The organism is Rhizobium sullae (assembly GCF_900169785.1).
Lineage (GTDB): Bacteria > Pseudomonadota > Alphaproteobacteria > Rhizobiales > Rhizobiaceae > Rhizobium > Rhizobium sullae.
In genome coordinates, this window is record NZ_FWER01000032.1 from 60,454 (window position 1) to 86,663 (window position 26,210).

The 26,210-nt window shown below is 61.2% G+C and carries 32 protein-coding genes and 2 pseudogenes; 19 read left to right on the top strand and 15 right to left on the bottom strand.

Annotated features, from left to right (window positions below):
- Window positions 1–62: 62 nt before the first annotated feature.
- Both BN1800_RS44420 and BN1800_RS24590 read left to right on the top strand, forming a co-directional pair.
- Window positions 63–1,008: pseudogene (locus BN1800_RS44420) on the top strand (NAD(P)-dependent oxidoreductase).
- Window positions 1,005–1,688, top strand: coding sequence for a DNA alkylation repair protein (locus BN1800_RS24590; protein WP_087001543.1), 684 nt, complete (start codon window positions 1,005–1,007; stop codon window positions 1,686–1,688). Before BN1800_RS44420 ends, BN1800_RS24590 begins: the two are co-directional and overlap by 4 nt.
- A gap of 185 nt (window positions 1,689–1,873) precedes the next feature.
- On the opposite strand, the gene BN1800_RS24595 is transcribed toward BN1800_RS24590, so the two are convergent.
- From BN1800_RS24595 to BN1800_RS24605, 3 genes are all read right to left on the bottom strand, one after another.
- On the bottom strand, window positions 1,874–2,362 hold the full coding sequence (locus tag BN1800_RS24595; RefSeq protein WP_027511876.1) for an Lrp/AsnC family transcriptional regulator: 489 nt from the start codon (window positions 2,360–2,362) through the stop codon (window positions 1,874–1,876).
- 68 nt (window positions 2,363–2,430) lie between these two features.
- Entirely contained in the window at window positions 2,431–3,066 is a 636-nt protein-coding gene (locus tag BN1800_RS24600; RefSeq protein WP_084606568.1) for a uracil-DNA glycosylase family protein, read from the bottom strand.
- Window positions 3,057–3,611, bottom strand: a complete 555-nt coding sequence (locus tag BN1800_RS24605) for a thermonuclease family protein (protein WP_027511878.1) — start codon at window positions 3,609–3,611, stop codon at window positions 3,057–3,059. The genes BN1800_RS24600 and BN1800_RS24605 overlap by 10 nt, the downstream gene beginning before the upstream one ends.
- A gap of 105 nt (window positions 3,612–3,716) precedes the next feature.
- On the opposite strand from BN1800_RS24605, the gene BN1800_RS24610 reads away from it, so the two are divergent.
- A complete protein-coding gene (locus BN1800_RS24610; protein WP_087001573.1) occupies window positions 3,717–5,252 on the top strand; it encodes a sensor histidine kinase in 1,536 nt (511 codons plus the stop codon).
- Window positions 5,253–5,586: 334 nt separating this feature from the next.
- Window positions 5,587–5,811, top strand: a complete 225-nt coding sequence (locus tag BN1800_RS42720; RefSeq protein WP_244564620.1) for a hypothetical protein — start codon at window positions 5,587–5,589, stop codon at window positions 5,809–5,811.
- A 55-nt stretch (window positions 5,812–5,866) separates the two neighbouring features.
- Here BN1800_RS42720 and BN1800_RS24620 read toward each other — a convergent pair whose 3' ends face one another.
- Both BN1800_RS24620 and BN1800_RS24625 read right to left on the bottom strand, forming a co-directional pair.
- Complete coding sequence (locus tag BN1800_RS24620; RefSeq protein WP_027511880.1) at window positions 5,867–7,222, bottom strand: ATP-binding protein; 1,356 nt, start codon at window positions 7,220–7,222, stop codon at window positions 5,867–5,869.
- A complete protein-coding gene (locus tag BN1800_RS24625; protein WP_027511881.1) occupies window positions 7,219–7,878 on the bottom strand; it encodes a response regulator in 660 nt (219 codons plus the stop codon). Before BN1800_RS24625 ends, BN1800_RS24620 begins: the two co-directional genes overlap by 4 nt.
- Window positions 7,879–8,091: 213 nt before the next feature.
- Here BN1800_RS24625 and cmoA point away from each other — a divergent pair, with 213 nt between their 5' ends.
- Together cmoA and BN1800_RS24635 are read left to right on the top strand one after the other, a co-directional pair.
- Window positions 8,092–8,868, top strand: a complete 777-nt coding sequence (cmoA, locus tag BN1800_RS24630) for a carboxy-S-adenosyl-L-methionine synthase CmoA (protein ID WP_087001544.1) — start codon at window positions 8,092–8,094, stop codon at window positions 8,866–8,868.
- A gap of 97 nt (window positions 8,869–8,965) precedes the next feature.
- On the top strand, window positions 8,966–9,637 hold the full coding sequence (locus BN1800_RS24635; RefSeq protein WP_342210315.1) for a methyltransferase family protein: 672 nt from the start codon (window positions 8,966–8,968) through the stop codon (window positions 9,635–9,637).
- A gap of 132 nt (window positions 9,638–9,769) precedes the next feature.
- On the opposite strand, the gene BN1800_RS24640 is transcribed toward BN1800_RS24635, so the two are convergent.
- From BN1800_RS24640 to cobT, 3 genes are all read right to left on the bottom strand, one after another.
- Window positions 9,770–10,360 carry a cation efflux transmembrane domain-containing protein gene (locus tag BN1800_RS24640; RefSeq protein ID WP_087001546.1) on the bottom strand — a complete coding sequence of 197 codons (591 nt, stop codon included), beginning with the start codon at window positions 10,358–10,360 and terminating at the stop codon, window positions 9,770–9,772.
- 127 nt (window positions 10,361–10,487) lie between these two features.
- Entirely contained in the window at window positions 10,488–10,880 is a 393-nt protein-coding gene (locus BN1800_RS24645; RefSeq protein WP_027511885.1) for a diacylglycerol kinase, read from the bottom strand.
- 121 nt (window positions 10,881–11,001) lie between these two features.
- A complete protein-coding gene (gene cobT / locus BN1800_RS24650) occupies window positions 11,002–12,018 on the bottom strand; it encodes a nicotinate-nucleotide--dimethylbenzimidazole phosphoribosyltransferase (RefSeq protein WP_027511886.1) in 1,017 nt (338 codons plus the stop codon).
- A 157-nt stretch (window positions 12,019–12,175) separates the two neighbouring features.
- Between cobT and BN1800_RS24655 the strand changes: the two genes are divergently transcribed.
- The 11 genes from BN1800_RS24655 to BN1800_RS24705 all read left to right on the top strand — a co-directional run bounded on the left by BN1800_RS24655 (window position 12,176) and on the right by BN1800_RS24705 (window position 17,545).
- A complete protein-coding gene (locus BN1800_RS24655; protein WP_087001574.1) occupies window positions 12,176–12,958 on the top strand; it encodes an adenosylcobinamide-GDP ribazoletransferase in 783 nt (260 codons plus the stop codon).
- Window positions 12,959–12,976: 18 nt separating this feature from the next.
- The gene (locus tag BN1800_RS24660) at window positions 12,977–13,186 is read left to right on the top strand and encodes a DUF1289 domain-containing protein (protein WP_027511888.1); all 210 of its coding nucleotides are present in this window, start codon (window positions 12,977–12,979) and stop codon (window positions 13,184–13,186) included.
- Window positions 13,183–13,884: a TIGR02281 family clan AA aspartic protease gene (locus tag BN1800_RS24665; protein WP_027511889.1), complete on the top strand. Its 702-nt coding sequence runs from the start codon at window positions 13,183–13,185 to the stop codon at window positions 13,882–13,884. Before BN1800_RS24660 ends, BN1800_RS24665 begins: the two co-directional genes overlap by 4 nt.
- 191 nt (window positions 13,885–14,075) lie before the next feature.
- The gene (locus BN1800_RS24670) at window positions 14,076–14,399 is read left to right on the top strand and encodes an ArsR/SmtB family transcription factor (protein WP_087001547.1); all 324 of its coding nucleotides are present in this window, start codon (window positions 14,076–14,078) and stop codon (window positions 14,397–14,399) included.
- Complete coding sequence (locus BN1800_RS24675) at window positions 14,396–14,827, top strand: SRPBCC family protein (protein ID WP_087001548.1); 432 nt, start codon at window positions 14,396–14,398, stop codon at window positions 14,825–14,827. Before BN1800_RS24670 ends, BN1800_RS24675 begins: the two co-directional genes overlap by 4 nt.
- Window positions 14,828–14,836: 9 nt before the next feature.
- Window positions 14,837–15,283 (top strand): SRPBCC family protein, encoded by a 447-nt coding sequence (locus tag BN1800_RS24680; protein ID WP_087001549.1) that lies wholly within the window; start codon window positions 14,837–14,839, stop codon window positions 15,281–15,283.
- Complete coding sequence (locus BN1800_RS24685) at window positions 15,280–15,507, top strand: hypothetical protein (RefSeq protein WP_027511893.1); 228 nt, start codon at window positions 15,280–15,282, stop codon at window positions 15,505–15,507. The genes BN1800_RS24680 and BN1800_RS24685 overlap by 4 nt, the downstream gene beginning before the upstream one ends.
- Window positions 15,508–15,512: 5 nt before the next feature.
- Window positions 15,513–15,980, top strand: coding sequence for a DUF1801 domain-containing protein (locus BN1800_RS24690; RefSeq protein ID WP_087001550.1), 468 nt, complete (start codon window positions 15,513–15,515; stop codon window positions 15,978–15,980).
- Between the two features lie 338 nt (window positions 15,981–16,318).
- Window positions 16,319–16,747 carry a DUF1801 domain-containing protein gene (locus BN1800_RS24695; protein WP_027511895.1) on the top strand — a complete coding sequence of 143 codons (429 nt, stop codon included), beginning with the start codon at window positions 16,319–16,321 and terminating at the stop codon, window positions 16,745–16,747.
- Between the two features lie 99 nt (window positions 16,748–16,846).
- On the top strand, window positions 16,847–17,056 hold the full coding sequence (locus BN1800_RS24700) for a hypothetical protein (protein ID WP_037142889.1): 210 nt from the start codon (window positions 16,847–16,849) through the stop codon (window positions 17,054–17,056).
- Window positions 17,057–17,092: 36 nt separating this feature from the next.
- The gene (locus BN1800_RS24705; RefSeq protein WP_027511897.1) at window positions 17,093–17,545 is read left to right on the top strand and encodes a hypothetical protein; all 453 of its coding nucleotides are present in this window, start codon (window positions 17,093–17,095) and stop codon (window positions 17,543–17,545) included.
- A 302-nt stretch (window positions 17,546–17,847) separates the two neighbouring features.
- On the opposite strand, the gene BN1800_RS24715 is transcribed toward BN1800_RS24705, so the two are convergent.
- From BN1800_RS24715 to BN1800_RS24735, 5 genes and pseudogenes are all read right to left on the bottom strand, one after another.
- The gene (locus tag BN1800_RS24715) at window positions 17,848–18,609 is read right to left on the bottom strand and encodes an ABC transporter permease (RefSeq protein ID WP_027511899.1); all 762 of its coding nucleotides are present in this window, start codon (window positions 18,607–18,609) and stop codon (window positions 17,848–17,850) included.
- Window positions 18,606–19,532 carry an ABC transporter ATP-binding protein gene (locus BN1800_RS24720; protein WP_027511900.1) on the bottom strand — a complete coding sequence of 309 codons (927 nt, stop codon included), beginning with the start codon at window positions 19,530–19,532 and terminating at the stop codon, window positions 18,606–18,608. Before BN1800_RS24720 ends, BN1800_RS24715 begins: the two co-directional genes overlap by 4 nt.
- Window positions 19,533–19,781: 249 nt before the next feature.
- A pseudogene (locus BN1800_RS24725) lies at window positions 19,782–19,979 on the bottom strand (sulfite exporter TauE/SafE family protein); the annotation flags it as partial.
- A 343-nt stretch (window positions 19,980–20,322) separates the two neighbouring features.
- Entirely contained in the window at window positions 20,323–20,673 is a 351-nt protein-coding gene (locus BN1800_RS24730) for a VOC family protein (RefSeq protein WP_087001551.1), read from the bottom strand.
- Between the two features lie 110 nt (window positions 20,674–20,783).
- Window positions 20,784–21,176: a VOC family protein gene (locus BN1800_RS24735; protein WP_087001552.1), complete on the bottom strand. Its 393-nt coding sequence runs from the start codon at window positions 21,174–21,176 to the stop codon at window positions 20,784–20,786.
- A 376-nt stretch (window positions 21,177–21,552) separates the two neighbouring features.
- Between BN1800_RS24735 and BN1800_RS24740 the strand changes: the two genes are divergently transcribed.
- Both BN1800_RS24740 and BN1800_RS24745 read left to right on the top strand, forming a co-directional pair.
- Window positions 21,553–22,044, top strand: coding sequence for a methyltransferase family protein (locus tag BN1800_RS24740; RefSeq protein ID WP_244564621.1), 492 nt, complete (start codon window positions 21,553–21,555; stop codon window positions 22,042–22,044).
- Between the two features lie 139 nt (window positions 22,045–22,183).
- Window positions 22,184–22,627 (top strand): SRPBCC family protein, encoded by a 444-nt coding sequence (locus BN1800_RS24745; RefSeq protein WP_027511905.1) that lies wholly within the window; start codon window positions 22,184–22,186, stop codon window positions 22,625–22,627.
- Window positions 22,628–22,969: 342 nt separating this feature from the next.
- On the opposite strand, the gene BN1800_RS24755 is transcribed toward BN1800_RS24745, so the two are convergent.
- Together BN1800_RS24755 and BN1800_RS24760 are read right to left on the bottom strand one after the other, a co-directional pair.
- Window positions 22,970–24,253, bottom strand: a complete 1,284-nt coding sequence (locus tag BN1800_RS24755) for an extensin-like domain-containing protein (RefSeq protein WP_087001554.1) — start codon at window positions 24,251–24,253, stop codon at window positions 22,970–22,972.
- Between the two features lie 110 nt (window positions 24,254–24,363).
- The gene (locus BN1800_RS24760) at window positions 24,364–26,178 is read right to left on the bottom strand and encodes a methyl-accepting chemotaxis protein (RefSeq protein ID WP_087001555.1); all 1,815 of its coding nucleotides are present in this window, start codon (window positions 26,176–26,178) and stop codon (window positions 24,364–24,366) included.
- Window positions 26,179–26,210 lie beyond the last annotated feature (32 nt).

A 26,210-nucleotide genomic window follows, 5' to 3' on the forward strand; every position in this document is an offset into this window, starting at 1 on the left:
CGGCTTTCCTGCCGCGGCACTTTCGGCTAATCATGCCGAAATTCAGGAGAAGGATCTGGCATATGGCAAAAGTCGCGTTCATCGGTCTCGGCGTCATGGGCTTCCCCATGGCAGGTCACTTGAAGACGAAGGGCGGCCACGACGTCACGGTCTATAACCGCACGGCATCCAAGGCTGCGGCCTGGGTGTCGAAATTTGGCGGCAAATCCGCACCGACGCCCGCGGAAGCGGCGGCGAATGCCGATTTCGTCTTCACCTGCGTCGGCAATGACGACGACCTGCGTTCGGTCACCATCGGCAAAGGCGGCGTTCTGGAAGGCATGAAGAAAGGCGCCGTGCTGATCGACAACACCACGGCGAGTGCCGAAGTCGCCCGCGAGCTTAATGAAGCCGCCAAGGCAAAGGGCTGCGACTTCATCGACGCCCCGGTTTCCGGCGGCCAGGCGGGTGCGGAAAACGGCGTGCTTACCGTCATGTGCGGCGGCGACGAAGCCGTCTTCCAAAAGACAAGGGCCGTCATCGACGCNGGAAAACGGCGTGCTTACCGTCATGTGCGGCGGCGACGAAGCCGTCTTCCAAAAGACAAGGGCCGTCATCGACGCCTATGCCCGCATGGTCGGCCTCATGGGTCCGGCAGGTTCGGGGCAGCTCACCAAGATGATCAACCAGATCTGCATCGCCGGCATCGTCCAGGGCCTCGCGGAAGGCATCCATTTCGGCAAACGCGCCGGCCTCGACATCGAAAAGGTCATCGACGTCATCTCGAAGGGGGCCGCCGGTTCCTGGCAGATGGAAAACCGCCACAAAACAATGAACCAGGGCAAATACGACTTCGGTTTCGCCGTCGACTGGATGCGCAAGGATCTCGACATCGTGCTCACCGAAGCGCGCGCCAACGGCGCAAAACTGCCGCTGACCGCCCTTGTCGACCAGTTCTACGGCGACGTCCAAGCGATCGGCGGGAGCCGCTGGGATACGTCCTCGCTTCTGGCGCGATTGGAAAAATGATCGGTCCCTCCGCAAGCGCAGCCGAACTCATCGCGCACCTTGAGACGCTGCGCTCGGAGGAGAACGTCGCCGGCATGGCCCGTTTCGGCATCGTCACCGAAACGGCGCTCGGCATCTCCAATCCCGATCTCCAGAAAATCGCCCGCAGCGTAAAGAAGAACCACGCAAGGGCACTCGAACTCTGGGCCGGCGATATCCGCGAGGCGCGCATGCTGGCCCTCTACACCGCCGAGCCGACGAAGCTCACGCCTGCGGAAGCCCGCCGCTGGGCGGAGGATTTCAACTCCTGGGAAATCGTCGATTGCGCCGCAGACCTCTTCGTCGAGGCGAGGCTCGATGACCTGATTCCGCAATTTGCCGCCGACGACCGCGAGTTCGTCCGCCGCACCGCCTTCGCCATGATCGCCGGCGCCGCCGTACACCGCAAGCAGGACTCGGACGAAACCCTCCTCGCCTGGCTCCCCCTGATCGAGGCGCATTCCGCCGACCCGCGCAACTTCGTCCGCAAGGCCGTGAACTGGGCACTCCGCAACATCGGCAAGCGCAGCCGCGCCTGCCACACCCCGGCACTGGCGCTGGCCGAACGCCTTGCCGCAAGCCCCGGCAAGACCGCCCGCTGGATCGGCAAGGACGCCATCAGGGAATTGACGAACGGGAAAGTCATTGGGCGGCTGAAGTAGGAGTTCGGGCCTCGTCCGGGCATGAGCAGCAGGCAGGGTTCCTGTCTCGCGTTACCGATCCTCCAACGTTGCTGTTTTGAGCCGTCATCGCCCCCATCTCCTCATTCCTGTGACGGGGGCAGGAATAAGGGCGATGGGGATTCGGCAGCGCAAACGGCGAACGTCGCTTGTGCTGCTACCTCGACTCAATCATCGCTGGACTTCGCATTGTCGAGCATCATGTAGTCGAGCGGCAGTTGCGTCGAATACTTGATCTGCTCCATCGCGAAAGCAGAGGAGACGTCGCGGATTTCGATCTTGGCGATCAGCCGCTTGTAGAAGGCGTCATAGGCGGCGATATCCGGCACGACCACGCGCAGCAGGTAGTCGACGTCGCCGCTCATGCGGTAGAATTCGACCACTTCCGGAAAGTCGGAGACGACTTCTGAAAAGCGCCTCAACCACTCGATCGAATGCGTCGCCGTGCGGATCGAGACGAAAACCGTGACCTTGGTGTTGACCTTCTCGGGGTCGAGAATGGCGACGCGGCGCTTGATCACGCCGTCCTCTTCCATCTTCTGGATACGGCGCCAGCAGGGCGTTGTCGAAAGCCCCACCTTCTTGGCGAGATCGGCCACGGCCAAAGTCGAATCTTCTTGCAAAAGGCGCAGTATCTTGCGGTCGAGACGGTCCATATGCGAAAGCCCTGTTCGAATTATTTTCTCTATATAACGCGATTCCGGCGCGCGAAAAGAATTTTGTTTCAGGATATGAGCAATTTTACCCTATTGCGCAATACAGGAAGCAGTTCCTCTTCGAACCAGGGATTGCGCTTCAGCCAGCCGCTGTTGCGCCAGCTCGGATGTGGCAGCGGCAACACCGCCGGGCTTAGGTTTGAAAACAGCGTCTCGCGCCACGCCTTCACCGTTTCGGTCATGTTCGGCTGGCGCAAGCCGCCCATGTGCCATGCCTGCGCATATTGCCCGACGGTCAGCACCAGCTCGATCTGCGGCATCCGGTCGATCACCTTCTGGCGCCACAGCGGCGCGCATTCCCGCCGCGGCGGCAAATCGCTGCCCTTGGCGCCGTAGCCCGGAAAGCAGAAGCCCATCGGTACGATCGCGAACCGGTCCGGGTCGTAGAATGTCTCGCGGTCCACTTGCAGCCAACCGCGCAAACGGTCGCCGGAGGCATCGTTGAAGGGAATGCCGCTTTCATGCACCCTGAGCCCCGGCGCCTGGCCCGCAATCAGTATGCGCGCAACAGACGACATCACGACGATCGGGCGCGGCTCGTGCGGCAGCGGATCGTCGGCCCGCAGCGGCGTGTCACGGCAGACGCGACAGCGCGCGATTTCGCCATGCAGATCCGCAAGGATCATGTTGCCCGTCACTCCCATCCCGTCACCTGCCCGATGAGGCGCCTCACATCCTCGAAGCCAGAGCGCTCGCGCTCATGGTCGCGCACGTCGCGCGGCCGCTCGAATGTCCCCGCCCAGAGACCTGCCTTTTCCACGCGCGCCCGCTCCTCTTCCCGCTCGTAGTTCCCATAGGAGACTGCCATGCCTCTGGCGACCATCTCTGCATTGAGATCGATGCCGCCGCTCCGGCAGACGACAAGCAGCCGGTCATACTGGTCCCGTTCGCCGCCGCCGCATCGAGTATCGCTTCCGGCCACCAGCCGCTGCAACGTCTCTCTTGCCTCCCAGCCGCAGGCCCAGCGTGTTCCGCCGCGCTCACAGCTCTGGTTGAGTTCCGGCGCATCGATGCCCCTCAGCCGCATGCGCTCGGCTCCGAGCGTCAGGCTATCGCCGTCTGCCGCATGAAACTGCCCGGCGTGCACGGTATCGGGTGCGTCGTTGAGCTTTGCGGCGATCAGCCAGATCAGGGCGAGCATTGCGAAAGCGGTGACACCGTCGCGTATCGTTCTGAAACCACGCGCCACGCTTTCGCCTCCTTGAAAAACAAACCCTTGGCAAAAATGGCAAACAACTTCTTAAGAATTGCGGGTTACGGTGGAACCATCCGCGGATCAAGCATCATTGTGCACATGAGTACCGGCGTTAGCACATCGACCGATAAGATTATCGTCGACAAATCCCGCAGTCACCGCAACAAGCCTGTCTCCCGGGCTGTGCGGCGGACGCGCGAGCGTCTGCAATCCGGCCATTCCTCCGCCGCCGCCTTCGATCGGGACGCGCTCAGGATGTATATGAGCGCCTTCCTTCAGGGCGCGTCGATCATGCCGCTCTTCGTCATCACCACTGCCGCGCTCGGCATCTATTTCACCGGCAATACGCAGACCTTCCTCTGGGCCGTGCTGACGCTGACGGCCTATGCGGCAAACATCTATCTCGTGCGCCGCGCCCGCAAGAAAGAGATATCTCCGGAAGCGGCGCGCAAATGGCGCCGTGTCCTGCTTTTCGGCCAGTTGATGATCGGCAGTTGCTGGGCCGTCTTCGCACTCCAGGAGTGCGACGCCTGCGATCCTTCCGGCTTCATCCTGTATAAGGGCGCAACGCTGCTGATCGCCCTTTCCGTCACCGCCATGTCGAATTTCATGCTGACGCCCGCCGTGCTCGTTGCCTTCGCACCCTCCGTCGTGGCGCTCGCCGCAAAGGCCGGCATCTCGCGCGACCTGCTCGAGCTGAGCCTCGCAGCCATTTTCACGACGACCGTCATCTTCTTCAACTACATCAGCGACCGGCTCTTCCAGCAAAACCTCAAGATCCTCTCCTTCCAGTCGGAAAAGGATGACCTGATCGCCGAGCTCGAAGTCGCCAAGTCCATGTCAGACGAAGCGCGCCGGCGGGCGGAAGAGGCAAACCTTGCCAAGTCGCGCTTCCTGGCCTCCATGTCGCATGAATTGCGCACGCCGCTGAACGCCATCCTCGGCTTTTCCGAGGTAATGTCGGCCGAGGTCATGGGCCCGCTGAACAACCCGACCTACAAGGAATACACGAACGACATCCACCGCTCCGGCCAGCACCTGTTGAACCTCATCAACGAGATCCTGGACCTTTCGCGCATCGAGGCTGGGAAATACGAACTCATCGAAGAAGCGATCTCGCTCCTCGATATCGCGGAAGATTGCATTGGCATGGTGCAGCTGCGCGCCAGGGGCAAGAACATTTCCATCACCCAGCAGTTCGAACCGGAGCTGCCGTCGGTCTGGGCCGACGAGAAGTCATTGCGGCAGGTGGTGCTGAACCTGCTGTCGAACGCCGTGAAGTTCACGCCGCAAAGCGGCGAAATCCACGTCAAGGTCGGCTGGACGGCAGGCGGCGGCCAGTACATCTCGATCAAGGACAACGGCCCTGGCATCCCCGAGGATGAAATCCCCGTCGTACTCTCCGCCTTCGGCCAGGGCTCGATCGCCATCAAGAGCGCCGAACAGGGCACCGGCCTCGGCCTGCCGATCGTCCAGGCGATCCTTGCCAAGCACGACGGCCAGTTCGTCCTGAAATCCAAGCTGCGCGAAGGCACCGAAGTGATTGCCATCCTGCCCGCCAAACGCGTGCTGCAGAGCCTGCCCGCCGTCGAGGAAGCGCAGGCAGTGTCCCGCAAGCGGAAGAGCTTTGCTTGAATCGGCTGGTCGAGGGTTTGCTTGCGCCGTGCTGGCATGCGACCGGATCTGTCGCTTGAGGGAATGAGAAACGCAATGATCCGCATGCTGTAGGANGCTTGCGCCGTGCTGGCATGCGACCGGATCTGTCGCTTGAGGGAATGAGAAACGCAATGATCCGCATGCTGTAGGACGATGAGCACGCGCAATGGCGTTCGCTGTGGGCACAATATCTCGACTTCGACGGTAGCACACTGGATGCCAGGGTCCATGCTCGCACCTGGACCCGCCTCCTGGATGAAGCCGAACCGGTGCACGGCGCGCTGGCCTTTGCTGGCGGTGAGGCTGTGGGTTCGTGCACTATATCTTCCACCGCTCGACCTGGAGCCTCAGCGATTCCTGCTATTTGCAGGATCTCTTCGTCGCGCCGGTGGTGCGCGGCAAAGAACCGGAGGATTTCGCGATCGGCGGCGTGACACCCGCCCCCTCTGTTTACTTCAGCGACGTTGCCCGGCAGTCGACTGCGAATGGCTGCAGCCGTGATTCCTCGACAAGATCTATCCTTGAATTCGACCGGTAGAGCGGTTGAGCATCGTCTCTAGGATCGGACGAACATTCGCCTGGGAAAACCGCTATTAGGCATACTGGTTCTGGTCACGGTCTGGGATCGTTAAACGGGCTTCGAACCCGGAGCTAGCTTCGAGCGGAGGGGAAAATAGCTCCAGTTCCCCTCCCATCTGCACGGCAATGCTCTCGACAATAGCCAGGCCGACACCGGAGCCGGCGGTATTGGTCTTTCCACGGCGGAAGCGCTTCTTGATGCCCTGCAGTTCCGTCTCCGACAAGGGAGCCCCGCCGTTCACGATCCGGACAATGCCGTTTCGCTCCAGGCTGATCGTCACCGGAACGGCTGAATCCCCGTGAATAAGCGCATTTTCGATGAGATTGCGCATTACGATGCCAAATCCATCGACGTCGGCGTTGCGAACGAGTGTGGCGCCGGGCGCCACCTGATAGCGCAAGCGATCGGCGCTTTGGCTGTCCCGCCGAAAATCGTCGACGATCAGGTCGAGCACCTTGCGAAGATCGGCCGACTTGTCGCTCCCGCCGATCCCGGCCTCGGCGCGCGAAAGCTGCAGTAATTTCTCGGCCAGCCGGCCGAGCCCGACGAGTGAGGCCTCGATCTGGCGAGCGCGCCGGCGCGCGGGTCCATCCTCGAGCTCGATGATCAACCGCTGGGTCTGGGCGAGTGCCCCGGCTATCGGCGTCCTCAGTTCATGCGCACTGTTAGCGGTGAATTCCCGTTCGGCGTCGAGCGCGGATCCGAGCCTTTCGAGCAGCAGATTTATCGAGCGCGCGATCGGCAGCAGCTCCCTTGGCAAATGGCCCGCATCGACGGGCGCTATGTTGCCACCGTCCTTGGTCGCAATCTCCTGCCTCAGCGTATCGATCGGTCGCATCGCCCGCCTGACGATCAGCCAGACGGCCAGCACGCAGGCCGGAGCCAGGACCAGGAGCGGAACGAGCAGGATAAGGGCACTTTCGCGCACGGCCTCGCGGCGCTCGTCCAATCGGTCGGCAACTTGCAGAAAGGAAAGGCCATCGCCGGCTCTCGCGGTATAGATCCGGTATCTGTCCGTGTCGTGGAAACCGTTCGCGAGCGGGGCATCGAACGGTTCGGCGGATGCATCCGCCGAGCGCAGCACCAAGCCACCTTCGGCATCGCGCAGCTGATAGGTCAGATATTCCCGCGAACGGCGAGGGACCGGCCTTTCGGTGTCTTCGGGATCGGCACCGTCAACATGGCGGACATCGTCGACGATGAGTGCGGAAAGCCTTTGCGCCGTTTCCTGCAGCGCGCTGTCGAAGATCTCGTCGAACTCATGGCGCATGACCTGGATGCTGAGCACGACGGCGATGAGCCAGAAGATGATGACAACGCCGGTGATACCAAGGATCAGCGGGCGGATGAGGCTCGGTTCGCGCTTCATCTGTCTTCCAGACTATAGCCGAGGCCGCGCTGCGTCCTGATCCGGTCCTTGCCGAGCTTCTTGCGCAGGCGGCTGACGTAGACCTCGACTGTATTGCTTTCGATTTCCTGCCCAAAGGCGTAGAGAGCGTCTTCGATCCGGTCTTTTGCGACAACCGCTCCGGGCCGGGCCGCCAGAATGTCGAGGATCGCCCACTCCCGGCTCGTCAGCATGACCTTCTCGCCGGAAACGGCAAGCTCACGGTTCGGCCGGTCGATCTCGATGTTGGCGAAACGAAGCAACAGATGCGGCGTGTCGCGATAGCGGCGCGACACCGCCATGATGCGGGCTTCCAGTTCATCAAGGTTGAAGGGCTTTACCAGATAGTCGTCGGCGCCGCCGTTGAGCCCCTCGATCCGGTCGGAGATCTGGTCCCGGGCCGTGAGAATGATCACCGGCGTCGTATCCTCGAGCCGGCGCATATATTTCAGAAAGTCGATGCCGCTGCCGTCCGGCAATTGTAGGTCGAGAAGGATCAGGCCGTATTCGACGGCCTCCCTGACCGCAGCGGCATCGGCGATCGTCCGCACCCAGTCGACCGCGTGCGAAGACGCGGCGACGTGGTCGCGCACCGCCTCGCCGATCGTGCCGTCATCCTCGACTAGAAGAATACGCAAACCATGCTCCCTTCGCCCTGAACGCGCCACCATAGACTAATGCCGCGATTCCGGAATTCGGAAATTTCGCTGCTTTTCAGGTTGCTGTCAGCTTCGGATGCATTGTCACGCGAGCGGGGTGAAGCGTGTTAGCGGCACAGGCGTCTGTCGCGTCCTGACTGGAAACCACCTCCCACCCTCGCGAAACCACGATGCCAGCCAGGGAGCCGTTGAATGGCCAAGCGTGCCGTGAGCCTGTTTCAGACCCACCAAATCCTGCAGTCCGAGAAAAGGGACGAGGTCTTCAGTGAGCACGACCAGCCCGTCGGAGATTTTGCCTTCAATGCCAAGGTCGCCGACGTGTTCGACGACATGGTCAGCCGCTCCGTGCCGCATTACGAAGAAATGCAGCGAATGGTGTGCGAGCTGGCCCAGGATTTTGCCAGGCCCAACACCAATCTCTACGACATCGGCTGCTCGACCGCGACCACATTGCTGACGCTCGATCCCATCCTGGATCCGAGGGTGAAGTTCGTCGGCATCGACAACGCGCCGGACATGCTGGAAAAAGCCCGCCAGAAGGTCGCGTGCAAGAGCGCGCAGCGGCCGATCGATCTCGTGACCGCCGATCTTCACGAGGGGCTTTACATGGAGAACGCCAGCGTCGTCACAATGCTGCTGACCCTGCAATTCATCCGTCCGCTTTACCGGGAACGGGTGATGAAGATGATCTATTCAGGTTTGAACGACCAAGGCTGCCTGCTGCTGATCGAGAAACTGACCAGCGAGGATACGACCTTCAATCGTCTGTTCATCCAGCATTACTACGATTTCAAGCGGCGGAATGGTTATTCGGATATTGAAATTGCCAAAAAACGTGAGGCGCTGGAAAACGTACTAATCCCCTATCGCCTCGAAGAGAACGTCTTGCTTCTGAAGGAAACAGGCTTCCGGCATGTCGAGGTTTTCTTCCGTTGGTACAATTTCTGCGGGATCGTTGCGGTCAAGTAAGAGCGGAAGGCAAGGCACCTACATGAAATCGTCGATGATCCGCATCGGGAACTTTCTGTTCCGATACCGAAACCAGGCTTTTCCGATCATAATTCTCTTGCTGTTCCTCGTTGCGCCGCCGCCGAGTGAGACACTGGGCAGCACGACGCTGGCGCGCGTCGAGGACGTCGTCGCCGTGCTCGTTGCGCTTTCCGGTTTGGCCCTCCGTGCCACCGTCATTGGCTATGCTTATATTCAACGCGGCGGCCTGAACAAGAAAGTCTACGCCAAAAACCTCGTGACCGAGGGTATGTTCGGAATCTGCCGCAACCCCTTGTACGTTGGCAATCTGCTCATCTACGCGGCCGTTTTCCTGATGCACGGCGATCCGCAGGTGGTCACAACCGGCATCGCGTCGTTCCTGTTCATGTACCAGTGCATCATCTATGCGGAGGAAGATTACCTCGAGGGCAAGTTCGGCGAAGGATACCGGGTCTATTGCGCCGATGTGCCGCGCTGGATACCTCGCTTCCGCAAATTCGCCGAAGCCACCGAAGGGATGGCATTCAACCTGAAGCGGGTGATCGGCAAGGATTATTCGACGATTTCGGCCACCCTGATCGCGTTGCTGTCGGTGGAGATCTATGAACACCTCGCCGTCCCGGAACCGACCGCGTACCGGTCATACCTGTTGCTGCTCGCCGCTTTGATCGCGCTTATCGGGCTGATGGCCGGCGTAATCAGAATCCTCAAGAAACGCGGCAACTTCCGCGAAAGTAAAGCGGTTTGAAGATAGACAACGAAGCAGGCATCCGGCTTTGCGAATGATTCGCAGACATCTTTAACCGACGAGGTGCGGCATCGTGAGCGCGTTAAGGCGCCGCGGTAGGCGCAATGAGCTCTTCATCCGACATGACAGGTTCTAAACTGCAGCCTCGTGTTCTTCGTGTGCGGCTCTCCAAACCGCACGCCCGGCATCGACATTCATAACGGCTATGGCAAGGCCGACGATCACGTCAGGCCAGACAGTTTGCCAAACGTAGGCGGTGACGAGGCCGATCAGAAAGATCGCCACATTGGCGACGGCATCGGCGCGGGCGAAAAGAAGGGCGGCCCGGGCGAGGCTGACGCTGTGGAACCGTCCCAGCAGGAAAGCGCAACTCCAGTTAACGATCAGACCGACCGCCCCCGTCAGCCAGAGCGTAGATGGCTCCGGCGGAATCGGATTATTGAATTTGCTCCAAAGTGCCCAGAGCAGCGCCAGAGCGGGCAGGACCAGTATTCCGGCAAGCCCCATGCCCACTCGCGTCCGCGCCTTCATCGACCATCCGAGCGCGAACGCAATCAGGACACTGACAGAAGCGCCCTTTAGGAAATCAATGCTGTCGGCAAAAAGTGAAATTGAACCAATGGAGAGGGCGACGGCGAACTCTACCCCGAAAAAGACGAAGTTGAGCAGCGCCACGATCAGAACGTTACTGCGAAGGCGTGGATCAGAAAGACCGCTTTCCATCCGACACTAGCTATTGGGCGAAGCTGACAGCAACCTGAATGGGCCAGAGCATTAGTAACAACCGAAGAACACTTCGGGAGGCGCGGGCGAGCGCGACAATCGTCGTCTTCTTGATACGGCCGCCGTTCTAAGCGAAAACGATCACAATCAGGTGCGTGCCGATCGCGAAGAGGAGATAGAGCCCGCATGCGGCAATCGCGCAGAGGACGGCAAACGAGCCGAGATCCTTCGCATGCTTGCCGACCATCGAGATTTCCGGCGAGATGCGGTCGATCACCTCTTCGATTGCCGTGTTCAGCGCCTCGACAGCGAAGAGCACCAGAAAAAGCACGACGGCGATCATCACTTCCCACAGCGACGCCCCGACGGCGGCAAGCAGGATCAGCGAAACGGCGGCGAACAGCAGCTCCTGCCGGAAGGCCGATTCCCTGATCAGGCGCTGGAAGCCCGCCCAGGAATAGGCGGCGGCAGCGAAGAAATGGCTCATACCCGTCAGTTTGCCTATGGCAGGTTTGGTCAAGGTGCGCCCTCGTCTTGCAGTCGGCGGCGGCCGCAGCCACCGCCCATCGGTCAAAATGCGAATACCGGTTCCAGGCTTCCGCCGCAAGCATCCGTCACCCGCCTGATAAAAGCTGTAGCACTCAGTGCTTGTTGGTGACGCCCGCCTGCGAGAAGGTCGCCATTCCGGAATGGCAGGCTGCCGCGGCCTTCACGATGCCAGCGGCAAGGGCTGCACCCGTACCCTCGCCGAGCCGCATGCCGAGCGCCAGAAGCGGCGTCTTGCCGAGCATTTCGATCGCCCTGAGATGCCCCGGTTCGCTGGAGACATGGCCGATCAGGCAGTGATCGAGCGCCGACGGATTGGCCGCATGCAGGATGGCGCCCGCCGCCGTCGCCACATAGCCGTCGATTAGCACCGGTATCTTCTCGACGCGCGCCGCAAGGATGGCGCCGGCCATCGCCGCGATCTCGCGGCCGCCGAGGCGGCGCATGATTTCCAGCGGATCGTTCAGATGGTCGCGGTGCAGCTCGACGGCGCGCTCGACGGCCGCAACCTTGCGCTCCAGCATCTCGCCCTCGGAGCCGGTTCCCGGCCCCACCCAGTCGCGTGCCGAACCGCCGTAAAGCGCGTAGTTGATCGCAGCCGCGATCGTCGTGTTGCCGATTCCCATCTCGCCGATGCAGAGCAGATCCGTGCCGCCCGCAATCGCCTCCATGCCGAAGGCCATTGTCGCCGCGCAATCGCGCTCGGAAAGTGCTGCCTCTTCGGTGATATCGCCGGTCGGATAGTCGAGCGCCAGATCGAAGATCTTGAGACCGAGATCGTATGCGACGCAGATCTGGTTGATCGCAGCACCCCCGGCGGCGAAATTCTCCACCATCTGCTGCGTTACCGCCGGCGGAAAGGGCGTGATGCCCTGTCTCGCCACGCCGTGGTTGCCGGCGAAGATCGCAACCAGCGGCCGGTTGACGGAGGGCGCCCTGCCCGTCCAGGCCGCCAGCCAGAAGGCGATCTCCTCGAGCCTGCCTAGCGCGCCCGGCGGCTTCGTCAGCTGCGCGTCGCGCTCGCGCGCGGCCACCAGCGCCCGGGTATCCGGTCCCGGCAGATCGCGCAGCAGCGCACGGAAATCGTCGAACGGCAGGCCTGAAACGCTCATGAATGCGGCTTCCTTGTATTCTGTGTTTTGTCCCAAAGGTCCGGCCTGCTTGTCTTTTGCGGGCAAATCGGCTTCTTTCGTCGCGACTCTATTAAAGGCAGCGGCCAGACGTCACAACTCCAAAAGCGCCGCACCTTTCCGGCATGACATGGGGGACATGATCATCAAGGCCTATGCGCTCGACACTGCCCGCGCCGTCGCTTTCCTGAGCCGGCTTCCCGTGCCGCAATGGGTCTTTTCAGGAGACGACGGTAAGCTCAGCCGCACCGTGCGCGCCTTCCCGCTCGCCGGGATTGTCATCGGGGTCATCCCGGCCCTCGCCTTCCTCATCTTGCTTGCGCTGCGCGCCGACCGGCTGATGGCAGCCCTCGTCGCCCTTGCCGTCCAGTCTCTCATTGCCGGCGCACTGCACGAAGACGGGCTCTCCGATACCGCCGACGGCATCGGCGGCGGACGCGACCGCGATCATGCGCTGGCGATCATGAAGGACAGCCGCATCGGCAGCTATGGCGCAATCGCCCTGATCTTCTCGATCGCACTTCGCGCCGCGGCCCTTGCCGCCATCGCCCGCGAGGTCGCCCCGCTTGCCGCCGCCCTCGCGATCCCCGCAGCCGCCTGCCTCAGCCGCGCCGCCCTCGTCTGGCACTGGCACCGTCTGCCGCCCGCAAAGACGGACGGCATCGCCGCCGCCTCGGGCCAGCCGGGCGAAAGCGCCATGCATGTCGCGCTCGTGTCCGCCTGCCTTTTTTCGGCCCTTCTCGTCTGGCCAGCGCTCGGCCTGCTGGCGCTCGTCTGCAGCCTGCTTGCAACCGGCATCACGGTCATCGCCTTCACCCTCTATATCCGCCGCAAGCTTGCCGGCCATACCGGCGACACGCTCGGCGCCGCCCAGCAGATTTCCGAAATCGCTGCCTTCTGCGCCCTTGCCACCGCCTTGTGAAATCACGATATTCTGCTCATGCAAACGCCCTGCATCCACCTATGCTCGATCGATACAGCCACCGGCTTTTGCATGGGCTGCGGCCGCACGCTTGCCGAGATCGGCGACTGGATGTCCTATTCGGATGAGGAAAGGCAGCGCATCATGACTGTCCTTGCCGCGCGCCTCTTTGCCGAACCGGCGACCCGGCTTCGCGAGACGTCCGCAATGCCGGAGCAACGTTCATGAACCGGCTCGGGCTCTTCCTTCTGATCCTCGGAATCGGCCTTGCCGTCCTCGTCTACAACCACGACAGCGACCGCGTTCTCGGCATGAACATCGACGATTTCGGCCGCATGGTCTATCTCCTGCCGATCGTGCTGATGCTGTCGGCCGGCATCTGGGCAAGCCGACGCAGCGCCGGCGAAACGATGCGCAACCTGATGATCTGGCTGGTCATCATCCTGGCGCTCGCAACCGTCTATCTCTACCGTCAGGACCTCCTCGGCGTCGGCAACCGCCTGCTTGCCGGCCTCGTGCCCGGCCGTGCCGTTGTCGTCACCACCAGCGAAGGCGGCAGCGAGATCATCCTGCACAAGCTGCTGAACGGCCATTTCGAGGCCGACGTCTCCGTCAACGGCCAGACGATCCCGATGCTCGTTGATACCGGCGCCAGCATGGTGGCCTTGTCGCAGGCCGACGCCGAGCGCATCGGCATCATCCCCGAAAATCTCACTTACTCGATGACCGTCATGACCGCGAATGGCCGCGCCCGCGCCGCGCCAGTGACGCTCGACCGCGTCGCCATCGGCCCCATCGTGCGCACCGGCGTCGCCGCCAGCGTCGCCGAAGACGGCGCGCTCGACCAGAGCCTGCTTGGCATGAGCTTCCTCCAAACGCTGGGTTCCCTGCAGATGCAGACGGACGAGCTCAGGATGCGCGACTAGCAGCAGGCGCGTCGCCACAGCGCTACAGCTCTGCATAAGCGATGACGCTAATGCACGACACATAGCCGATGGGATATGCTCGTTTGGAGCGCACTGCGCGGCAATCTCTATGCATGTCCACGCACCTGGTTGACTAACTCATATCTCACGGGATATACGTTTATTCATAGCCAACGGGGTATAGGTCCCATATGTCGAACGCGCCAGATATGCTTTTCCGAACACTGGCCGATCCGACGCGGCGGGCTCTTTTCGAACGGCTGTGCCGCGAAGGAGAAAAGACGGTCGGTGCTCTGACGGCCCAGGCCGGGGTCTCGCAGCCGGTCGTTTCAAAGCATCTTGGGGTCCTGAAGCAGGCCGGGCTGGTGCGCGACCGCCACGAAGGCCGCCACACGCACTATAGCGCGCAGCTCGGCGCCTTGGCCCCGCTGATCGACTGGACAAGCCAGATGGCCGGCTTCTGGCAGAGCCGGTTCGACGACCTCGAAGACTTGCTCAAAAGGATGGACCAATGAACAAACCCGCGACCGAAACGCTTTCCGTCGTTGTCGAACGGGAGATCCCTTATCCACCAGACAGGATCTGGCGCGCGCTCACGCAACCACACCTGATCGAGGAGTGGCTCATGAAGAACGACTTCAAGCCTGACATAGGCCACCGTTTCAATCTTCGCGGAGACTGGGGCGGCGTGCTGGACTGCGAGGTCCTCGCCGTCGAGCCGAACAAAACTCTGTCCTACACCTGGAACTTCGCGCATGACGATGCTGCCTACAATCTGCAAAGCGTGGTGACCTTCACGCTGACGCCAACAAGCGCAGGCACCCACCTGCGTATGGAGCAGTCGGGCTTCCGGCCGGATCAGAAGCAGGCCTACGGCGGCGCAAAGGCAGGCTGGAAGCAGTTCTTTGCGAAACTGGAAGAAGTCGTAGAGCGGACGGAGTGAGGTGATGCCATGACCGAGACCAAAAGCATCGTCGTTGAGCGCAGAATGCAGCATCCTCCGGAGAGGATCTGGCGCGCGCTCACGCAAACCGAACTCATCGCCGAATGGCTGATGCAAAACGACTTCGAGCCGACCGTCGGTCATCGCTTCCAGTTTCGTGCAAAGCCCATGCCCGGCTGGTCGGGCATCACCAACTGCGAAGTGCTGGAAGTGGATGTGCCCAAGCGGCTCGTTTATCGCTGGGGCGACGGAACGGAATCGGACAGTGGCCTGAGCACTGTGGTGACCTGGACTCTGACGCCGGCGGACAACGACACGCTGGTGCGCATGGAGCAGTCGGGATTCCGTCCGCAGGACGAAGCAGGCTACAAGGGCATGGGCAGCGGCTGGCCGCGCATTCTCGAACGGCTGGAGCAGATCATGGAACGTGAAATTCCGCCAAGGAGGTCCCATTGAATTGGAATAATTGCATTCGGCAGTTCCACCGCTGGCTGTCCATCGTCTTCACAGTGACGGTGATCGCAAATTTCGTCGCGATGGGATTGGGGGAACCTCCCGGTTGGATCGTCTATTCGCCGTTGCCGCCGCTGTTTTTGCTTTTGTTCACCGGTCTCTACATGTTCGTTCTGCCCTATATCACCCAGTGGCGCGGCGAACGGCGCATCGGCGGAGAGGCGTGAACGCAATGAACGGCAAGACACCCAGGCAACCAGCAAAGGCGGCGAAGGAGGCCGCGGCCAACCCGGCACTCACAGAGCCGGTACTTCTTTCAGGCGGCAACCCCCAAATCCCGAAGGGCTACGGCGACGCCCCCGTGCAGGCCTACATCGCGGCCATGCCGGGCTGGAAAAGCGACCTCGGACGCCGCCTTGACGCGCTCATCGAGCGCACCGTCCCCGGCGTGCGCAAGGCGGTCAAATGGAACTCGCCCTTCTATGGAGTGGAGGACGATGTCTGGTTCCTCAGCTTTCATTGCTTCACGAAATACGTGAAAGTAACCTTCTTCCGCGGCGTGTCGCTGCAACCCGCACCGAAGGGAAAGTCAAAGTACGAGGCTGTGCGCTATCTCGACATCCATGAGGGCGAACTCGACGAAGCGCAGTTCGCCGATTGGGTGAAGCAGGCCAGCCAATTGCCCGGCGAACGGATGTGAGCGGGTAGTCGCGAGGTGCCCCAAAGATGAGAGTCGACCTATGAACGACGACGTTGGCGAACACCGAGTTCCAACGGCGCATTCGAGCCGCTATTCGTTAATCGGCAGAAACAGGTGTTCGATAGCTCAATAGACATTGGGTTTTGAAGCAGGTTCAAGCGCATGTCGCCGAACTGGCTTGCGGCGTCACAGACACCGTAACGCACATGGGATGGCAGTTTCCGGGTGCGGGCCGGGTAAGCCGATCACGGAGCGACGCTAGACGAGTCTGCTACCAATTTACTAGCTTCGGCGGCACCAAACGTAGCAATTTGACAAGGAAGAAAGCGACAAACACCATGAAGAACAGCGCCTCGAAGGAAGCCGAAGCCTCTCCCTCGCAGTTGATCGATGCAAAGATCGCGGCGCTGGGCGACTGGCGGGGCGAAACGCTTGCACGGATCCGAACCCTCATCAAGGAGGCCGACCCGGACGTGGTCGAGGAGGTGAAATGGAAAAAGCCCTCGAACATATTGGGGGTTCCCGTGTGGGAACACACCGGCATGATCTGCACCGGCGAGACCTACAAGGACAAAGTGAAGCTGACCTTCGCCAAGGGCGCCTCGCTGGAGGACCCTTCAGGCCTCTTCAACTCCAGCCTCGAAGGCAACATGAGGCGCGCGATCGATTTCCACGAGGGCGGCGAGATCGATGACACGGCGTTGAAGGCGCTCATTCGCGCCGCCGTGGCGCTGAACACGTCTCAGAAGAGACCAAAGAGCGCTTGAAGAGCGGCGCATAGCGTCAAGGTCCGGCTCTATATTCTTCAACCCATGGAACCTTGCGTCCCGCATTTGGGTTGAATGGATTGAAAGGAGGCGCTGGTCATGGACAATCCCTCAAAGCAACTTGCGGAAGAATATATCCGCCTGGGCGGCCATCGCCGCGCTGTCATCGACGATAACATCGTATCCACCCGCTGCTGGGAAAAGGATACGCCCGAGGCCGCGCAATTCTGGACAGACCGCATCGATACGCTGGATGCTGCCCGCCGCAGACAGGTCGTGTCCTTTCTGCCGACAATCAACCGGATCTGATTGCAGGCCAGAACATTCTCGGAAAGGAGGCCGATCATGTCGAACAGCGCCAGGACCGGCGGCACGGAGGCATTTAACGGCATCAGCCGCACCCGCTTCGGCAAATCGGTCGAAAGCCGGGCCCAGATTGACGATGCCGCCAGGCAAGCCTCTTTCACACCGGACGACGGCGAAGCCCTCAATGTCTACCGCGTCGTCCCGGTCGCGGCCGCCGACGACCTGAACTGGCAGAATTCGCCCTCGCAAGGCGAAGTCGTGGTCGCGGCGCGCACAGCCGGTGATGCCCGCATCGTTGCAGCAAGCCGCGAACTCGATTTCATGGAGATCGATTCCGCACCTGCCGATGACGTCACCACGATCAACGCCAGCGCCTTCCGCAACGACAAGCTCTATACCGTTATCGAGATCGAGCATGGCAGGCGCGACCTGCGGCGCGGCGTCCTCGAAGGCGACATCGCCGTCAACAACATCCGCCCGACGCAAGGCTGAGCTTCAGGGAATGGCATTGCCATCAGTCAATCATGTCCGGAATCGGCCGCATCAGCCGGGCTTCCTCCTGAAGTGCACATCGGCAACGGACGCCACGATAACGGCCTCGTCACCCAATGACCATTCCGCCGCCCGCGCTGCCATTCTCGCCGGGACGCCTTCCGAGCCGCCCCAATGAAGAAAGAGCCGTCTCCAGCGCGCGATGATCCGGGACTGCATCCGCTCCAGTCATGAACGCCTTTTGGGCGTCGATAACCAGCAAAAGTTCCGCGAAACCCGGCTCCGCCGCTGCCTGCATCTTATCAGTTCCGTAGCCGGTATCCCGTCTTGAAAATCCAGCCGAGCGTCGCGAGGCACATTGCCAGGAACATGGTGATCATCCCGAGGCTGAGCAGAGGGTTAACGTCGGCAATACCGTAGAAGCTCCAGCGGAAGCCGCTCACCAGATAGAGCACTGGATTGAAATGGCTGACAGCCTGCCAGAAGGGCGGCAGCATGTTGATCGAGTAGAAGCTGCCGCCGAGGAAGGTGAGCGGCGGCACGACGAGCATCGGGATCAGGTTCAGCTGCTCGAAGTTGCCGGCCCATATGCCGATCATGAAGCCGAACAGGCTAAAGGTGACCGCCGTCAGCAGGAAGAACAGGATCATCATGAAGGGATGCTCGATCCTGATGTCCACGAAGGCATTGGCCGTCAAAAGGATGATGAGCCCGATCAGCAGTCCCTTGGTCGCCGCAGCCCCGACATAGCCGAGCAGAATCTCCGTCATCGCAACCGGCGCCGACAGCACCTCGTAGATCGTGCCGGTGAATTTCGGAAAGTAGATGCCGAAGGAGCCGTTGCCGATGCACTGGCCGAGCAGCGTCAGCATGATGAGTCCCGGCGTGATGAAGGCGCCGTAGGAAACGCCTTCGACCTCCTGGATGCGCGAGCCGATCGCAGCACCAAAAACGATGAAATAGAGCGAGGTAGAGATCACTGGCGAAAAGACGCTCTGCAGCAGTGTGCGGCGCGTGCGCGCCATTTCGAAGAAATAGATCGACTTGATGGCTTCGAAGTTCATCTTGCGCCTCCCACGAGCGCCACGAAGATATCCTCGAGCGAGCTCTGCCGCGTCGAAAGATCCTTGAAGTGGATGTTCTGCGCCGCAAGCCGGGTGAGCAGCGCGGCGATGCTCTCTTGCTCCTTCTGCGCATCGAAATCGTATATCAGCCGGTTGCCGTCCGGCTCCAGCGACAGGCCGTTGCCGGAGAAACAGTCGGGCAGCCTGTCCAGCGGCTCGGCAAGCTCGAGGATCAACTGCTTGCGGCCGAGCTTCGTCATCAGCGCCGTCTTGTCTTCGACCAGCAGCAGCTCGCCGCCGTTGATGACGCCGACGCGGTCGGCGATCTCTTCGGCCTCTTCGATGTAATGCGTTGTCAGGATGATGGTGGTGCCGGACTCCCGCAGCCTCTCGACGACGCGCCACATATCCTTGCGCAGCGTCACGTCGACGCCCGCCGTCGGCTCGTCGAGGAAGAGGATCTCCGGCTCGTGGCTCAGCGCCTTGGCAATCAGCACGCGCCGCTTCATGCCGCCGGAAAGCTCGCGCAGCATATTGTCCTTCCTGTTCCACAGCGAAAGGTCACGCAGCACTTTTTCGATATGCGCCGGGTTCGGCTTCTTGCCATGCAGCCCGCGCGAGAAGCTCACCGTGTTCCAGACAGTCTCGAACTGGTCGGTCGTCAGTTCCTGCGGCACCAGCCCGATCATCGTCCGCGTCGCCCGGAAGTCCTTGACGACGTCGTGCCCGGCGACGAGCACCTCGCCGCCCGTCGGATTGACGATGCCGCAAACGATCGAGATCATCGTGGTCTTGCCCGCGCCGTTGGGCCCGAGCAGCGCCAGGATCTCGCCCTTCTCGACATCGAGATCGATGCCCTTCAGCGCCACGAATCCATTGGCGTAGCTTTTTGTGAGATTTCGGATGGAAATGATGGGTGCCATTGCGGATTTCTTGAGTATTTCCTCGTTTTTCGTCCGCTATATAACCCCTTTGTTACACTTTGACATCCTGTCAGCGCTGAACAGACTATTCAGCGAAAGCATCCTTATGCGTAGATGCTGATGAGAAACCGCGCGCCTGTGACGATCAGGACGATGCCGAAGCCGATCTCCAATTGACGCTTGCTCATCCGGTGGGTGCGCGCCGATCGGCGCGATATACATCGTCAGCGGAATGATGAGCACCACCGCGATGATCGCAAGCGAAGTGCCAACCGACAGGTGCATGCGCACCACTTCCGGCACATCGAGCCAGCCGAACACCTGATAGAAGACCGGAACGAGGATCGCGCCGCCGCCGATGCCGATGAGACCGGCAAGCAGATCCGCGACCGCACCTGCAGCCGCCAGCATCAGTGCAAAAAGGAAAAGCTCCGAAACAGCCGGCATTGCGACCTACCCACTCCCAAGCAGGCCGGATCATGGGAAAGAAAATCAGCGGCAGGTTTTAATTGTCATCAAGCGGTGATCTTGTTCGGAGATAAGCAGTATCGAGGCAACCAACGGTCTCCGCGCCGCCGCCCATCCCTTTGCGGAACCGCTTCAAGGGCGCTCGTTACGCCCATTTTTCCGCTGCCTCGGCGTATAGTAAGCAGTTATTGCCAGTCACGAAAATCCTTGAATTCCGGCCTCGCGCTTCCCCTGCCCGGCCGGCCCAGATTCAGCCGGCTCCTGAGCCGGCTTTCTTTTTTCCGGCCGGAAAGCATCGGATTCCTGCAGGACCGCGGCGAAATTACGCGTGTCGCAGGATATTCACCAACCGGCCGAAGGGATCACGCACATAGAACCGGCGCACACCCCACGGCTCGTTCGCCGGACCATATTCCACCGCGATACCCTCGCGGATGACCCGCTGATAGACCTCGTCGAAATCATCAACTTCGATGGAGAGGTCGGGCACCGGCGTTCCGGAGCCGCCTTCGGTCGCAAAGCTGACCTGCGGCCTCGCGCTCGCATCCGCCGCATAAGTTGCGATCCACCCATGATCCATGACAACGTCCATGCCAAGGATGCCCCGGTAGAAAGCCTTGGCGGCTGCGATATCGGAAACGGCGATGTTCGCGACGATGCGTTTGACGGTCATGGTCGTCTTCCTCGGCAGGGGGGCAGCATAGCCTGTGCATGATGTCCAGTCGGCAACATCTGGGCAGCTTCTGGCTCGAAGCTGCCGGGCCGGCGCGTTTCACTCCAGGCTCACGGATTCCAGCCGCCACTGCCATAGGGACGCGTGATGATTTCGAGCAGGTGACCGTTCGGGTCTTCGAAATAGAGACCGCGTCCACCGTCGTGGTCGTTGATCTCGCTTGGCTTCCTCTGGCCGGGATCAGCCCAGTAGCCCAGGTTCCGCTCGCGAAGTCGGTTGAAAATCGCGTCGAACTCGGCGTCGCCCACGAGGAAGGCGTAGTGTTGGCGTCCGATCTCCCCTTCGGCATGCATATAGTCGAGATTGGCGCCGTTGTCGGTCGTGACCATGTAGAACGGTCCCCAGCGCCGCGGCGCTGGCAATCCCAGCATCTCAGCCAGGAAATCTGCCGAAGCCTTACTGTCTCTGGCCGACAGGATAGTGTGATTGAAGTTGATGGCCATCTTAGTCTCACGGGAACGAGGCGGAGCTCAAACGCAGCGTTTCGCCCGACTAATACGCTCGGCCGGCTCTTTGTTCCGTACCTCGGGCACACTTTCATCCAAGGCGGAACTTGCACGATCAGGATGCAGGGGTTCGAACCAGGGCGGAGAACGGAAGTTTTCAGGTGGCCGCTGAACCGGAGAACGGGCACCTAAATCAAAATCCGCTTCGCTTTGCATAGGAAAAGGGTCGGCCGACTTCGCTCCTTCGGTGTCCGCGCCGCTCGACCTTCAAATCTCTCTCAAAGCGACGTAAACTCCAACCGGTGGCGTGCTCTGGCAGTTACAAAAGACGCGCTCTCCGTGCATTAGAATTCCGGTGCGGAGAGCAGATCGGATGGGTGGTATGAACGAGGCGACCGGGAATTTTCGCGACAGTTCAGGCGCGGCGGTGCGGCCGCCGATCGCGTGGGCGCTCGCTGTAATTGCCGGGCTCGTGCTCAACTGGCTCTATCCGCTGCCGTTCCTGCCGGCAGCGATGCCGGCCGGCGCGCTCGGCGGCATCGTGTTCCTCGCCGGCCTGGCGCTACTGATCTGGGCGGCGACGACCTTCCGTCGCGCGGGAACGCAGATCCAGACCACCCAGCCGACGGCGACGATTGTCGACGAGGGACCCTACCGCTTCACGCGCAACCCGATCTATATCGGCATGTTCCTCGGCCTCATCGGCGTCGCCATCGCCATCGACAGTCTGTGGCTCATTGCCTTGTTGGTGCCGTTCTATCTCGTCATTCGCTACGGCGTGGTCGCCCGCGAGGAGGCCTATCTCGAACGGAAATTCGGCGGCGTCTATTTGGCCTACAAGGCCCGCGTCAGGCGGTGGGTATAGCGAGACGACGAGGGCACAAGGTTGCGAGGTCTGAGTAATTTTACCTCAGTAACGGATCGATCCGGTGTCGGATTGGCAAAGCCTCGTTCGTCCTTAGGATCGTCAATTCAATTCTGTCAATTCAAAAAGGATCACGACCATGCCGAACACCATACGCCTGCATCGCGTCCTGGCGACCAGCCCTGAGAAGGTCTATCGCGCGTTCATCGAGGCGGACGCGCTCGCCAAGTGGCTTCCCCCTAACGGCTATACCTGCACGGTGCATCACTTTGAGCCGACAGCCGGCGGCAAATTCAAAATGTCCTTCCGCAACTTCACAACGGGCAAAAGCGAAGCGTTCGGCGGCGAATATGTCGAGCTCGTCCCCGGCGAACTCGTGCGCTACACGGACAAGTTCGACAACCCCAACCTGCCCGGCGAAATGGACGTCACTGTGACCTTGAAGAAAGTGCTAGTCGGAACCGAGGTCGACATAACGCAGGCAGGCGTTCCGGACGTCATTCCGCCCGAGGCTTGCTATCTCGGCTGGCAGGAGTCGCTGCGAAACCTGGCAAGGCTTATAGAGCCAGAGATCAACGAGTAGCGCCCAGGATCGAGCAATGATTGTCGGAACCGGATCGCGTTGACGATTTTCGCGATCCGGTCTGAGGACGCCGCCCGAGTCCGCGTTGCCAATGCAAACGGTCCCGTTGGCTCTCGCGGTTGGGCAGCGCTTGTGGCTTTTGCATTGATCGTTGCATATTTTATCGTCTTCGACAGATTTCTGAACGGTACAATTTGGAAGCGTATTCTTAGCGCCAAACGGTGACTGAACCGCCTTGATTCCCCTTCGCGTCAGGGATGAGGTATTGGGACTACCCTTAGCGAGAACGCGACACTGTCACCGTGGCTCGTTTTGGCCCGAAGCAACCATCTACTCCCGCTGCTAATTACAATAAACCCTGCCGCCCTTGCGCGGTCTCAGGTCGAAATGGAAATGGTTCCAGTGCTCCGGATTGCTCCCCGGTCCGAGGACGGTGTTGAAATACTGGCAGCTGTCGGAGCGCACGGCCTTGAGCAGCCTTCCTTCGCGGAAGGAGAAGAGCCCTTTCCGGCGCACGTCGATCTGGTGGCCGTTCTTCAGCACGAACTTGCCGACGTCGATCGCGTTGCCGCGCGCATGTTCGGACATCGGATTGTAGCGCTGGCGGCTGTTGTTCATGCGCCGGCAGGAATAGCCGCCGAGCGGCTGGATCGTCTTGACGCCCGACCAGTAGCGGAAACGGGCGGACGGCGCGAGTTCGTTCTTCACCCATTTCGCAAAGGCAAGCGTCACCTGGCAGTTCAGCGTCACCGCCGGCTTCACGCCGATATTGCCGGAAAGCCCCTGCAGCGAAACCGGATAGGGCACCTGGCAGGCCGGGCCGTCGTTGATCGCCGGCTTGTTGATGAAGGTCACGCCCATGCGCTTCAGCTCGCGGCGGCAGGAAAGCTCGGAGGCCGGCATCACGTTCGGGTCCGGGGCAACCGGCCGGCTCATCATCGGGTCGTTCGGCCTGAGCATCGCCACCTCCTGGCTCTCGTCCTCTTCCGGAACGCGCGACGGCTCGATCACCGAACTGCCGTCGTTCCAGACGGGAGGGCGGCTCATCTCCGCCTGCGCGGTGGGCTGCGGTACCACCGCCCGATTCAGCTGCGTCGGGTTGTCGGTACCGATCCCGTCGATGACCGGCTCGGTGGAATTCCCTTCGGCGATCTGCATTTGCTGCTCCTGCGCCAGCCCGACGACCGGTTGCGCGCCAAGCTCCGCATCCATGTTGACGCCGCCGGAAGGCACTGCAAGCTGCTGGGTACCGCCCCAGTTCTGCGGCTGCCCCTGCCCTAGCGCCTCGTCGCTGTCGATCATCGGCAGCTTCTTCGGCATCGGCTGGCTCGCCGCGCGCACCGGCTGCCCGGTGCTTGCAAGGTTCGGCTTATCGAGATAGTCGGCCGATCCTCCGGCGTTCGAGACCGGCGTGCCGGACACGGGATAGGACGCCTGCACGTCGGCGGGCGCCATGCGCATCGCGCCCTGCCCCGGCATCGGCGAGATCGAACTCACCTTCGTGCCCCGATCGACGCTTGCCGGCGGTATCATACCGTCGCTGATGGAACAGGTCGCAAGGCTGGCGGATATCAGAACCGGCAGCGCGACGCGCCGGAAAAGGGAGGTAGACACAATACTCTCCATCGCTCCCGCAGCCCTGCTTGCATTGAAGAATTTGAATCGAATTTAGCTAAAAACGGTGAATGAAAGCTTACGCCTGAAGAGGAGTCGGAATGATCCGGCTCCATCGCTGATCAAGCTGCACGCCGTGCGTAGTGCTGCGGTGCGCGCGAGCCGAGGCGGAATTTAGAAAGCAGCGTGCGAAGCTGGCTGCTCTCTTCGGCAAGCGTCTGGCTCGCCGCCGTCGTCTCCTCCACCATGGCGGCGTTCTGTTGGGTCATCTGGTCCATATGGTTGACCGAGGTATTGATCTCGTGGAGACCCGTTGCCTGCTCGCGCGCCGCCGTCGCGATCGAATTGACGTGGTCGTTGACTTTATTCACCAGCGTCTCGATCTCGACCAGAGCATCGCCCGTCGAGCGCACCAGCGCCACGCCGGATTCGACTTCCGCCGCCGAGTTGCTGATCAGCGTCTTGATCTCCTTCGCGGCATTGGCCGAGCGCTGGGCAAGTTCGCGGACCTCCTGGGCTACGACCGCGAAGCCACGGCCGGCATCGCCTGCGCGTGCGGCTTCGACGCCCGCATTCAGTGCCAAGAGGTTCGTCTGGAAGGCGATCTCGTCGATCACGCCGATAATCTGACTGATCCGGCTGGACGAGTCCTCGATCCGGCTCATCGCGGTGACGGCGTTCCGCACGATCTCGCCGGACTTTCCAGCGCTCGCCTTGGTCTCGGCGACCATCTCGCGGGCCTCCGTCGCCCGCTCGGATGCAGTCCTCACCGTTGCGGTGATCTCATCGAGCGCAGCAGCCGTCTCTTCGAGCGCGGCGGCCTGCTGCTCTGTGCGCTTCGAAAGGTTGTTGGTGGCTTCGCTGATACCTGAGGCGTTGTCGTGCACGACATTGCTCGATTCGGCGATCGCTTCGATCACGTCGTTGAGCGCGCCCACGGCGGCATTAAAGTCGGAGCGCAGCTTCGAATAATCTTCGCCAAGATCGCCGATCGAAACCGTGAGGTCGCCGGCTGCAAGCTTCTCCAGCCCTGCCCCCAGCGTCTGCATCGCATGATTCTGACGCTCGGCTGCGGCGCGCAGGCTCTCCTCGTTGCCGCGGCGTTCGCTGTCGATCTCGTGCTGGCGCTCGTCTTCGCGGGTGCGCATCTTGCTGCGGTCGAGCATCGAGTCGCGGAGCACCAGCAGGGCCTTCGCCATGTGGCCGATCTCGTCGCGCCGGCCGCTGTCGGAAATTTCGACCGATACATTCTCGGCTGCGATCTCAGTCATCGCCGCGCCGATCCGCGCGACAGGTGCGGTAACGCTCTTGACGATCGCATAGGCAACGGAAACGATGATCGCGGCTCCGATGGCGCAAAGGATCGCCGCCCAGATTGCGTTCTGCCAGTAGAGCGCTGCAAGGTCGTCGGAATAGACGCCGGTGCCGACGATCCAGCCCCAGGGCTCGAAGCCTGCGACGTGCGAATATTTCAGAACCGGCTGCTCAGCACCCGGCTTCGGCCAGTAATAGTCGACAAAACCGTCGCCGTGGGCCCTCACGACATTGACGAATTCCATGAAGAGGAATTTGCCATTCGGGTCCTTGTTCTGCGAAAGGTCGGTACCGTTGAGCTCCGGCTTTATCGGGTGCATCACCATGACCGGGCGCATGTCGTTGATCCAGAAGTAGCCGCTGCCGCCGTAGCGCATGGCGGCAATCACGTCCTTCGCCGCCGCCTGCGCCGCATCGCGCGTCAGCGTACCGGCCTGCTCCATCTTGTAGTATTTCTTCAGGATGTTGACCGCCGTCGCATCCATCTGCGCAAGACCGGATTTTCTTTCCATTTCCAGTTCGGAATAAGAATAGTTCAGAAAGAAAACCATCGTCGCTACAAAAATCGCCAGCGTCAGGCCGACGAGCGAGTAGAGACGCGTTGATATCTTGATATTGCGCATGAATTCCCCCGGCATTCTCATACAGAATCGAT

Bases quoted from the DNA above. Each gene is read 5' to 3' on its own strand.
- BN1800_RS24590 (WP_087001543.1), top strand. From the start codon at position 1,005: ATGATCGGTCCCTCCGCAAGCGCAGCCGAACTCATCGCGCACCTTGAG.
- BN1800_RS24595 (WP_027511876.1), bottom strand. From the start codon at position 2,362: ATGGACCGTCTCGACCGCAAGATACTGCGCCTTTTGCAAGAAGATTCG.
- BN1800_RS24600 (WP_084606568.1), bottom strand. From the start codon at position 3,066: ATGGGAGTGACGGGCAACATGATCCTTGCGGATCTGCATGGCGAAATC.
- BN1800_RS24610 (WP_087001573.1), top strand. From the start codon at position 3,717: ATGAGTACCGGCGTTAGCACATCGACCGATAAGATTATCGTCGACAAA.
- BN1800_RS24620 (WP_027511880.1), bottom strand. From the start codon at position 7,222: ATGAAGCGCGAACCGAGCCTCATCCGCCCGCTGATCCTTGGTATCACC.
- cmoA (WP_087001544.1), top strand. From the start codon at position 8,092: ATGGCCAAGCGTGCCGTGAGCCTGTTTCAGACCCACCAAATCCTGCAG.
- BN1800_RS24640 (WP_087001546.1), bottom strand. From the start codon at position 10,360: ATGGAAAGCGGTCTTTCTGATCCACGCCTTCGCAGTAACGTTCTGATC.
- cobT (WP_027511886.1), bottom strand. From the start codon at position 12,018: ATGAGCGTTTCAGGCCTGCCGTTCGACGATTTCCGTGCGCTGCTGCGC.
- BN1800_RS24655 (WP_087001574.1), top strand. From the start codon at position 12,176: ATGATCATCAAGGCCTATGCGCTCGACACTGCCCGCGCCGTCGCTTTC.
- BN1800_RS24660 (WP_027511888.1), top strand. From the start codon at position 12,977: ATGCAAACGCCCTGCATCCACCTATGCTCGATCGATACAGCCACCGGC.
- BN1800_RS24665 (WP_027511889.1), top strand. From the start codon at position 13,183: ATGAACCGGCTCGGGCTCTTCCTTCTGATCCTCGGAATCGGCCTTGCC.
- BN1800_RS24670 (WP_087001547.1), top strand. From the start codon at position 14,076: ATGTCGAACGCGCCAGATATGCTTTTCCGAACACTGGCCGATCCGACG.
- BN1800_RS24675 (WP_087001548.1), top strand. From the start codon at position 14,396: ATGAACAAACCCGCGACCGAAACGCTTTCCGTCGTTGTCGAACGGGAG.
- BN1800_RS24680 (WP_087001549.1), top strand. From the start codon at position 14,837: ATGACCGAGACCAAAAGCATCGTCGTTGAGCGCAGAATGCAGCATCCT.
- BN1800_RS24690 (WP_087001550.1), top strand. From the start codon at position 15,513: ATGAACGGCAAGACACCCAGGCAACCAGCAAAGGCGGCGAAGGAGGCC.
- BN1800_RS24695 (WP_027511895.1), top strand. From the start codon at position 16,319: ATGAAGAACAGCGCCTCGAAGGAAGCCGAAGCCTCTCCCTCGCAGTTG.
- BN1800_RS24700 (WP_037142889.1), top strand. From the start codon at position 16,847: ATGGACAATCCCTCAAAGCAACTTGCGGAAGAATATATCCGCCTGGGC.
- BN1800_RS24705 (WP_027511897.1), top strand. From the start codon at position 17,093: ATGTCGAACAGCGCCAGGACCGGCGGCACGGAGGCATTTAACGGCATC.
- BN1800_RS24715 (WP_027511899.1), bottom strand. From the start codon at position 18,609: ATGAACTTCGAAGCCATCAAGTCGATCTATTTCTTCGAAATGGCGCGC.
- BN1800_RS24720 (WP_027511900.1), bottom strand. From the start codon at position 19,532: ATGGCACCCATCATTTCCATCCGAAATCTCACAAAAAGCTACGCCAAT.
- BN1800_RS24730 (WP_087001551.1), bottom strand. From the start codon at position 20,673: ATGACCGTCAAACGCATCGTCGCGAACATCGCCGTTTCCGATATCGCA.
- BN1800_RS24735 (WP_087001552.1), bottom strand. From the start codon at position 21,176: ATGGCCATCAACTTCAATCACACTATCCTGTCGGCCAGAGACAGTAAG.
- BN1800_RS24740 (WP_244564621.1), top strand. From the start codon at position 21,553: ATGGGTGGTATGAACGAGGCGACCGGGAATTTTCGCGACAGTTCAGGC.
- BN1800_RS24745 (WP_027511905.1), top strand. From the start codon at position 22,184: ATGCCGAACACCATACGCCTGCATCGCGTCCTGGCGACCAGCCCTGAG.
- BN1800_RS24755 (WP_087001554.1), bottom strand. From the start codon at position 24,253: ATGGAGAGTATTGTGTCTACCTCCCTTTTCCGGCGCGTCGCGCTGCCG.
- BN1800_RS24760 (WP_087001555.1), bottom strand. From the start codon at position 26,178: ATGCGCAATATCAAGATATCAACGCGTCTCTACTCGCTCGTCGGCCTG.